This window comes from Devosia sp. (genome assembly GCF_028290645.1).
GTDB lineage: Bacteria > Pseudomonadota > Alphaproteobacteria > Rhizobiales > Devosiaceae > Devosia_A.
On record NZ_JAQGJL010000104.1, the window covers coordinates 1 to 6,398 of the forward strand.

The window sequence follows — 6,398 nt, forward strand, 5'->3', positions numbered from 1 at the left end:
AGGATATCGCGGCCGAACTTGTCGGTGCCGAGGAAGTGGATCGGGCGGCCATCGACGGAGCCGAAGAAGTGGATGTCGGACGGGATCAGGCCGAGCAGGTTGTAGCGGTGGCCCTTGACGAAGAAGCCCAGCGCCGTGGGGTTGGTCTTGTCCGGGCCGGTCAGCGGCTGGAAGGTGACGGGATCGAACTCGCCGGTCTCGACGATCGGATAGACGAACGGGATCGGGCTGAAGCTGCCGTCGGGGGCGGTGAATTCGACATGGTCGGGCGGGGCGAAGCCGATCTCGGCTCGCTTGGGGTCCATCGGGGCGAAGAAATCGCCGAAGATGGCCATCAGCAACAGCGCCAGGGTGAGCACCAGGCCCATCATGCCTATGGTCGAGCGGCGGAAGCGGCGCCAGACCAGGGTGATGTAGGTCTCGTTGCCGTGGGCGAAGCGGCCGGCGATGACCGGTTGCACCACGGCAGGCGGTGCGAGGTCGGCGGGACGCGCGGCGGTATCGGGCAACAGGGGTTTGTCGGCGATCTCGGTCATTCGCGGTTCTCCCCGCCCAGCCGGACGCGCGGATCGACCGCGGCGAGCAGCAGGTCGGCCAGGATGTTGCCGATCATCAGGGTGACAGCCAGGACGAGGACGAAGGTGGCAGTGACGTACACGTCACCGACCGCCATCGAGCCGACGATGGCCGGCCCGACGGTAGCGAGGCCAAAGACTATTGCCACTTCGATTTCGCCGGTCAGCATGTAGGGCAGCGCGACGCCCTGGTAGGCGATCAGCGGATGCAGCGCATTGGGCACGGCGTGCTTCATGATCACGGCGCTCTCGGGCAGGCCCTTGGCTCGCGCCGTCTCGACATATTGCGAGTTGAGCACGTCGAGCAGGTTGGCCCGCATGACGCGCATGTTGTAGGCGAGCCCGCCGAAGGTGGCGATGAAGACCACCGGCCAGACGTGCGAGACAAGGTTGAGGAACTTGTCCCAACTCCATGGCGCGCCGCCATATCGCGAGGAGAAGAAACTGCCGATCTCCTGCACGTTCAGCTTGAAGGCGAGGATGTAGATGATGATCAGCGCCAACAGAAAGCGCGGCACGGTCATGCCGAGGAATGAAATGACGCCGAAGGTGGTGTCGACCCAGCTGTATTGCCGGGTGGCGGCGACGATGCCCATGCCGATGCCGATGACGGACGCGAACAGGTGGCAGGTCAGCGCCAGGAGGATGGTGCGCGGCAGGCGTTCGGCGACCACGTCGCCGACCGGCTTGTTGTAGTAGAGCGAGTGGCCGAAATCGAAGCGCGTGACGATGCCGCCCATCCAGTTGAGATACTGCACCGGCAGCGGATCGTTGAGCCCGTTGGCCTGGCGATAGGCCTCGGCCTGGACTTCCGCCTCTTCGGAGGTGGCGCCGCCCTGGTTGATCAGCATCGAGCGGATGTAATCGCCGTAATCGCCAGGCGGGGCCTGGATGATGGCGAAGGTGACGACGCTCAACACCAGCAGGATCGGCACGGCTGCCAGGATCCGCATCACCAGGAAGCGCAGCAATTGCAGCATGTCGGTCGAACTCCCGTGACGTCAGGTGGCAAGGGGACGGGAGAGCGCCCCCTTGCCTGAGGCTCTGTGCAGCAGGGGCTACAGGGATTCCGCTCCTGCAGAACCCGGAGCGCCCGGGAGCGTGTTGGGATGCAGTTCGTAGTTCTGCTGCTTGTCGGCGGGCACGTAGACGCGCTCGCGGATGATGTTGTCCTCAGCCCAGTTGAACATGAAGATCGGCGCACCGGCCGGGATGTTGGCGAAGCGCTTGTTGATGATCAGTGCGCCCGGATACTGGGTGAGACCGATGCCGAACAGGTTCTCGGTGTAGAGCTTCTGGTACTGCTTCATCAGCTCCTTGCGCTTGGCGGCATCATCGGTCGCGATGAACGCGTTGACGGTGTCGACCAGTTGCTGCTCCCACGGCAGCAGGTCCAAGGTGCCGTCGGTGCCGGCCCGATGCGAGTTGCTGATCTGCGGCCCGGTGGGTGCCAGAGCGACGGTGTTCTGGACCACCGCGATGAGTTCGGCGCCGTTGCGGGCAACACGCCAGTCGAACTTGCCCGCCTGTTCCGTCGCATCGCGCTGGGTGCCGGTCAGGAAGTTGGCGATGACGCGAATGCCCAGCGGCTCCATCATGGCGATGACGCCTTCGGCCAGGTTCTTGTCGGTCTGGTAGTCGGCGTTGGCGAGCAGCGTGATCTCGACATCGGCGCCGCCTGCAGTGCCTGCCGGGAAGTTGACGACGCCGTTGCCGTCGGTGTCTTCCAGCCCTGCCTTCTTCAACAGTTCCTTGGCGGACTCGAGCGAGTACGGATAGTACACGGTCGAATCCTTGTCGTAGTAGGTCGTGCCGGCATAGAGGCCGCCCGGATAGATGGCCGTGAACGGCCCCTTCACCAGGGCTTCGCCGAGACGCTGGCGGTCGATCGCGTAGCTGATCGCCTTGCGGAAATCATCATTGCGGTTGAGCTCGCGGATCGCCTGCTGACGCTCGTCCGGTTCGCCCCAGCCATTGCCGGAGAGGTTCGGAAAGAGCGTGTAGCCGATGGTGCGGGCACCGAAGGCGAGACGGGCCGGAGCGGCGGGATCGGCGGAGCGCTTCAGCGCCTCGACATAGCTTTCGGCCTGTTCGAGGTTGGAGAAGTCGCCGGTGCCGGCCACGGCCTGCACGTCGCGGTCGGCCCAGGTGGAGAGCCGGTACTGGACCTCGTTGAGGTAGGGCAGCTGATTGCCCTGATCGTCGACCTTCCAGTAGTACGGATTGCGACGCATCACGACGATGTCGTCCGGGCGGTACTCGACCGGCACCCAGGCGCCCATCACCGGAATGTTCAGGTACTCGGGCGGGATGGCGTTCTTGTACTCGTCGTAAGTGGCGCCAGCCTTGTACTTGGGATGGAGCGGCTTGAAGATGTGGGCCGGGCCCGGACAGAAGGTGCCGTACGCCATCTGGTAGATGTACTGCTTGGGGAACGCTTCCTTGAAGGTCCAGAGCAGGGTGTAGTCATCGAGCGCGGTGAGGGTCGTGCCCTCGCCAAACGTCTCCGGGGTCGCGCCGTTGAGCGGCGAGACGTTGGGATCGAGGACGTTGTCCTCCCAGTAGAAGATCGCGTCTTCGGTGGTGAAGGGTACGCCATCCGACCACTTGGCGCCTTCGATCAGGTGCATGGTCAACTGGTGGCCGTCCTCGGACCATTCCCAGCTCTTGGCGAGGTTGGGCAGCGGCGCGAGTTCGTCGGCCTTGATCTCGAACAGCGGGCCGGTGCGGGTGAGGCACTCCATGGTGCCCATGTCGATGCCGCCCCAGCCCTGCGACTGGCCGGCCATGTAGTTCCAGCCTTCCGGCCGGCCGCCGATGACGTGGCGCATGACGTCGCCATAGACGCCGATGCCGTCGGGCATGTTCGACGACTTGAAGATCAGCGGCTCCTTGGGCAGGCGCTCCTCGATGGGCGGCAGCCGCTCGGCATCGACGAAGGCCTTGACGAAGTCGGGTTCGTGGTACTCCGGCAGGGTGCCGTACTCGTAGAGATCCTTGGCGCCAACGAAGTTTGGCGTACCTTGAGCATCGAATTTCGGCGGGTCCGGCGGCGTGGTCGGCGGGACGATCTGAGCCTGCGCGGCTATGATCGAAACGCCCAGCAAAAGGCCTGCCCCGCCAAGGGCAAATAGGTGTTTACGCATGGTTCCTCCCTAAGCTCGGGACCGGCGCAACACGCACCCCGGCGGCAGGCCTCCAACCCAACGCCTTTTGTCCCAGCCTCAAAATGGTAGACCTTGCCAACGGGTGGGCAATCCCGTTATCTGAATGAGTATTTCCGGTTTTTACAGATAGCCGCAACGACGATGAACGAGCAATCGGCGCACTTCCTGCCCGGCAAGCCGAGGGAAAAGGCCACCGCCCCGGTGCCCCGCCCCGACCGGCAGTTCTATGCGCAGACGCAGGCGTTCGGCCGCTTCGGCATCCGCTGGTTCAACCCCCAGATCATGCCCGAGGAGCACTATCACGGGCATATCGAGCTCAACTGGCTGACGGCCGGGAGCATGGACTATGTGATGGACGGGCGGCCGCTCAGAATCCCGCCGGAGCGGCTGGTGCTGTTCTGGGCCGGCATTCCGCACCAGACGGTGGGGCTCGATACCGGGCCGAAATCGGACAGCCGGCAATGCAATGTCTACCTGCCGCTCGACAGCTTCCTGCACATGCCGAACCTGGGCAAGCTCACCGAGACGATGATGGGCGGGGGCGTGGTGATGCTGCCGCCGGAGACGATCGGCGCGGACACGCTCACCCGCTGGTTCCAGGACTATCGGTCGGGCGACGCGGAGCGCACCGACATCCTCAAGGAGGAAATCGGGCTGATGCTGCGGCGGGCGGCGGTGACGGGCTGGGACCTGCTGATGGAGCCGTGGATCGAGAGCGTCGGCTCATCGCCGCGGGCGGCGACGCCGCTGCGCTACGTGGTGGCGATGATCCGGCACATTCTCGAGAACCTGTCGGCACCGTTGCGGGCCGAGGACGTGGCGAAAGTGGTGGGGCTCCATCCCAACTATGCGCTCAACCTGTTCACCGAGGTGATGCGCGTGCCGATGCACAAGTTCGTGGTGCGGATGCGGCTGATCCGGGCGCGCTCGCTGCTGTTCGAGGGGAGCCTGTCGATCGAGAACGTGGCGTTCGAGAGCGGGTTCACCGCGCTCAGCCAGTTCTATGTGCAGTTCAGGAATGCTTACGGGCTGACGCCGCGGCAGATGCGGGCGCATTATTTGCGGTAGGGGGTGCGGATAGTGAGGCCGGTGGCTGTGGACCCCCACCCCTGTCCCCTCCCCCTAAGTATGGGGAGGGAGACGCTCTCACAGGCGGCGGTGTCTTGGTGTCCCTCCCCCACAGCCACCGGCTCAGATGCTGCCCCTTGCGCCGCGGCCGCGTCCTGCGCTTCACTCGCGCGTGACGCGTGGAGCCGCCGAGCTGCAATGACCGACCCGATCCTGTTCATACTCGCCGTGCTGACGCTGCTCGGCACGCCCGGGCCTACCAATACGCTGCTGGCGACCTCTGGCGCCGTGGTCGGCGTGCGGCGCTCGCTGCCGCTGCTGATCGGCGAGCTCGGGGGCTATCTCATTGCAGTCGCGGCGATCCGCATGGTGCTGGGACCGGTGATCCATCAATGGCCGGTGGTTGGGATCGGGCTCAAGATCGCCGTGGTGGTCTATCTGGGCTGGATCGCGTTCCGGCTGTGGCGGCACGATGCGGCGCTGGCCGGGACTGAGACCGTCGGCGTCCGGGCGGTGTTCATCACCACGCTACTCAACCCCAAGGCGCTGATCTTTGCATTGAGCATCATCCCGGCGGAGCACCCTGCCCTTGCATGGTTCGTGGGGGCATTTGCCATAGCGGTGCCGAGCGTGGGGTTTGCGTGGATCCTCGTTGGGCGGGCAATCGGGGCGGCTTCGAAGAATGCGGGAATCATCCGGCGCGTGGCGTCGGTGGCGCTGGTGGGATTCGCCGGGGTGATCGCGGCGTCGGTGCTCGGATAATGGACATTTGAGCAGTTCGCGCCTACGTTACATGTAACGGAGGCCGGGATGGCATCTACAGCAAAGTCGAACAAGGAACGGGTGCGCGAGCATCGGGCAAGGCTCAGGGCGCAGGGCCTGCGACCGATACAAATCTGGGTGCCGGACACAAGCTCGGAAGAGTTCAAGCGCGAGGCCAGGCGCCAGGCTCAGCTCATCGCCAATAGTCCCTTTGAGGCCGAGGATCAGGCCTTCATCGACTCGTTGCAGGAGTGGAATGATCAGGAAAGTGAGACTTGGCGGAACGAGAAGTGAAGCGCGGCGAAATCTGGACTTCTGCCAACAGCACGGAATATGGCCGCAAACCTCGTCCCGTGGTTATCATTCAAGACGACAGCTTCAGTGACACGAACTCAGTGACGATTTGTCCGCTGACGGGCGAATTGAATCCGACTCCTTGGCTGCGGATCACGGTGGTGCCCACGGCGGACAACGGATTGACGCTCCAGAGCCAGATGATGATCGACAAGGTCGCGACCGTTCCACGCGCAAAGCTTGGCCAACGCATCGGTCAGCTCGATGCCACGAGCGTGAGCCAAATGAATGCTGCAGTCCGGCTCTTTCTTGGCTTGAATACAGGAGGCGGCGAAAGCGCCCTCGAAGGCCTTGAGGCCGACCGCTAAAGCTCCAGCACGAACCTCGCGGCGAAGCGGTCGGCGCCCCACCACATGGGGAAGTTGGTGCCCCATTTGTTGTTGTGGAGGTTGAAGCGCAGGCCGGCGGAGAAATCCGGCGGGTTGGGGTTGAAGGGCATGAAGGGGGTGTTGGCGGGCGCGACCAGAGGGGT

6 protein-coding genes and 1 pseudogene are annotated in these 6,398 nt (G+C 64.3%); 4 read left to right on the plus strand and 3 right to left on the minus strand.

All coding sequences use genetic code 11. From position 1 onward, the window contains the following. From JWQ89_RS05995 to JWQ89_RS06005, 3 genes and pseudogenes are all read right to left on the minus strand, one after another. Positions 1-536 (minus strand): annotated as a pseudogene (locus JWQ89_RS05995) (ABC transporter permease); the annotation flags it as partial. Further along, on the minus strand, positions 533-1,546 hold the full coding sequence (locus JWQ89_RS06000; RefSeq protein ID WP_299639293.1) for an ABC transporter permease: 1,014 nt from the start codon (positions 1,544-1,546) through the stop codon (positions 533-535). The gene JWQ89_RS06000 and the pseudogene JWQ89_RS05995, both read right to left, overlap by 4 nt. Before the next feature lie 87 nt (positions 1,547-1,633). Continuing rightward, a complete protein-coding gene (locus JWQ89_RS06005) occupies positions 1,634-3,721 on the minus strand; it encodes an ABC transporter substrate-binding protein (RefSeq protein WP_299639282.1) in 2,088 nt (695 codons plus the stop codon). 162 nt (positions 3,722-3,883) lie between these two features. Here JWQ89_RS06005 and JWQ89_RS06010 point away from each other — a divergent pair, with 162 nt between their 5' ends. The 4 genes from JWQ89_RS06010 (at position 3,884) to JWQ89_RS06025 (ending at position 6,234) form a co-directional block, all read left to right on the plus strand. Further along, positions 3,884-4,810: a helix-turn-helix domain-containing protein gene (locus tag JWQ89_RS06010; RefSeq protein WP_299639284.1), complete on the plus strand. Its 927-nt coding sequence runs from the start codon at positions 3,884-3,886 to the stop codon at positions 4,808-4,810. Positions 4,811-5,008: 198 nt separating this feature from the next. Continuing rightward, positions 5,009-5,572 carry a lysine transporter LysE gene (locus tag JWQ89_RS06015; protein WP_299639286.1) on the plus strand — a complete coding sequence of 188 codons (564 nt, stop codon included), beginning with the start codon at positions 5,009-5,011 and terminating at the stop codon, positions 5,570-5,572. Positions 5,573-5,620: 48 nt separating this feature from the next. Then, the gene (locus JWQ89_RS06020) at positions 5,621-5,866 is read left to right on the plus strand and encodes an antitoxin MazE family protein (protein ID WP_299639289.1); all 246 of its coding nucleotides are present in this window, start codon (positions 5,621-5,623) and stop codon (positions 5,864-5,866) included. After that, positions 5,863-6,234, plus strand: a complete 372-nt coding sequence (locus JWQ89_RS06025; protein WP_299639291.1) for a type II toxin-antitoxin system PemK/MazF family toxin — start codon at positions 5,863-5,865, stop codon at positions 6,232-6,234. The genes JWQ89_RS06020 and JWQ89_RS06025 overlap by 4 nt, the downstream gene beginning before the upstream one ends. Positions 6,235-6,398: the final 164 nt, after the last annotated feature.